Origin of the sequence: Nostoc sp. UCD121, from assembly GCF_014222285.1 — a bacterium.
In the GTDB taxonomy this organism is placed as follows: Bacteria; Cyanobacteriota; Cyanobacteriia; order Cyanobacteriales; family Nostocaceae; genus Nostoc.
The window spans coordinates 1-2,091 of sequence record NZ_JACKZS010000426.1 but is presented as its reverse complement, the minus strand read 5'-3'; the positions used below and the strand labels follow the sequence as shown (position 1 = coordinate 2,091).

The 2,091-nt window shown below is 39.4% G+C and carries 2 protein-coding genes; one reads left to right on the top strand and one right to left on the bottom strand.

Annotation, left to right across the window (positions count from 1 at the left end; all coding sequences use genetic code 11):
* Positions 1-22: 22 nt before the first annotated feature.
* Entirely contained in the window at positions 23-397 is a 375-nt protein-coding gene (locus GNF10_RS36540; protein WP_185592106.1) for a hypothetical protein, read from the bottom strand.
* A 126-nt stretch (positions 398-523) separates the two neighbouring features.
* Here GNF10_RS36540 and GNF10_RS36535 point away from each other — a divergent pair, with 126 nt between their 5' ends.
* On the top strand, positions 524-1,921 hold the full coding sequence (locus GNF10_RS36535) for an IS4 family transposase (protein ID WP_260445903.1): 1,398 nt from the start codon (positions 524-526) through the stop codon (positions 1,919-1,921).
* The last annotated feature ends 170 nt before the right edge of the window (positions 1,922-2,091 follow it).

Here is a 2,091-nt window from a genome sequence, read left to right as displayed (position 1 = left end):
TACGCGAATAAAAAGATGGGACTTACTTTTTCTCTTTGAGGCTATCGTACAAGTCCACCCAATTTTGACGAAGAGAGTCGATGCAGGAAGTTAAGTGATCGATTTGAGTTCTTCTAGCCACAGAGAGGACAGCATCAATATGAGCAGGGCTTCCAGCCTTACCCAAATGCTTATATTTGCTCAATTTGTTGGGTTGAGTTGTGGAAAAAATTGGTTTGGTAGCGTGTAATTTATAGTACCAATAAGCTTGTTTTTTTCCGCGTGCTTGATAACGCAAAACACAACAACCAGGTGGTGCAACTTCCCCTGAAGCCTGAATTTGTTGGATAGAGAGTTGTAAAGTTGCAATGGCTTGCTGTAGGAGTTCGGCTCTAGAAATAATGTCAGAGTCAAGCATCTGGCAAAACAAGAGTGCGTATGGTGATTAAGGGGGTTGCCCTGTTCGCGTATAATTTACGCGAACAAACCCGAATTTAGTTTATATTATCTTACAGCCAAAATTAAACGTAAGTATCGGGTGAAAATGTCACTTGTTAATTTTGAGGTTCAACAGCCCTACATTACCCCAAGCCAATTACTACTGGCAATGGATGAAGTAATTCCATCTCAAACAATAACGAACGCAATTATCAGTACTTCTTCTGTTGGGCAACGACAACGAATACTTCCGACTCATGTAGTTGTGGTTTTGGTAATTGCCATGAGTTTTTGGTCATCGGACTCTGTTGTATCGGTGTTCAAAAATCTGATTCATGGCTTCGCCAGTTTACGCATACTGGATAAAATACGTTTTAAAACACCAACTTCTTCATCAATTACCGAAGCACGGCAACGAACCGGGGCATCTGTAATGACTCGTCTGTTTGAGATGGTGGCAAAGCCATTAGCAACAGTTTTTACGCCAGATGCCTTTCTGGGAGGACTAAGAATAATGGCTGTAGATGGAACGGTAATGGACGTTCCTGAGACTCAAGAAAATGCAAGAGTATTTGGTTATCCTGGCTCTCGCCCTGGGACATATCCGGCATTCCCGAAAGCCAGGTTAGTTTTTTTGGTAGAAGCAGGTACTCATTTAATTACCGATGCATTCATTAGTCCTTATCGAATTGGTGAAAGAAAAGGAGCTTTAAAATTATTACGAAGTGTTAATGATGGGATGTTGCTGATGTGGGATAGAGGGCTACATTCATTCAAGATGGTTAATGCCGCAATTAAACAAAAATGCCATATTCTTGGACGTGTACCAGCCCACGTTAAATTCGAGGTCGTTCAAACTTTTGATGATGGTTCTTATAAGTCATGGATTGCACCGGATGGTCAGTCCAAAAAGAAAGGTGCAACCCGAATCCCAATGCGTGTAATTGAATATGTTGTTGAAGAGAATGGGATAGAAAAAGTTTATCGTCTGATTACCGATTTGATGGATATTGCGATTTTTCCAGCTTTACTTCTAGCGACTGAGTATCACCAGCGCTGGGAAGCAGAGAATACTTTGGATGAATTAAAAGTTCATCTCAATGGTCGGAAAACTCCTATCCGCTCGAAAAATCCTCGTGAAGTAGTCCAAGAAATTTATGGTTGGTTACTGGGACATTATTGTATACGCTGTTTAATGTTTCAAAGTGCTGAGAAAGTAGGATTATCTCCATTACGTCTAAGTTTTACTGGCAGCCTTAGAGTGATTAGACGTGCTATCCCTTTGTTCCAGATTGCAGTAGAAATATTCCCAGATATTAATGTATTTTTTAGTTGGTTAACTTCGGAACTTTTAGATTTAAAAATCCCACCACCACAGCAAAGAAGTAATCCCAGAGTTGTCAAGAAAACTCGCTCAAAGTTTCAGAGTAAAAAACGATGTCATAGAAATAATGGCACTCCTCGACAACTACTATCTTTTCAAATTTTTAGGAAAGCAAGTTAAATATATCGATTATTTGGGCGATACAGTAAATTGTTCATCCTCAATTTATAGTTCAACAGATTAAAAATATTCTCAGCAATTGACAATTAAATTTTTCGAGAGTGCCTTCAGGTACAAGCAGCGTTTTTAGCTGTTTTTTGTTCTCGTAAACTACACGCGAACAAAATATT

Bases quoted from the DNA above. Each gene is read 5' to 3' on its own strand.
- GNF10_RS36540 (WP_185592106.1), bottom strand. From the start codon at position 397: ATGCTTGACTCTGACATTATTTCTAGAGCCGAACTCCTACAGCAAGCC.
- GNF10_RS36535 (WP_260445903.1), top strand. From the start codon at position 524: ATGTCACTTGTTAATTTTGAGGTTCAACAGCCCTACATTACCCCAAGC.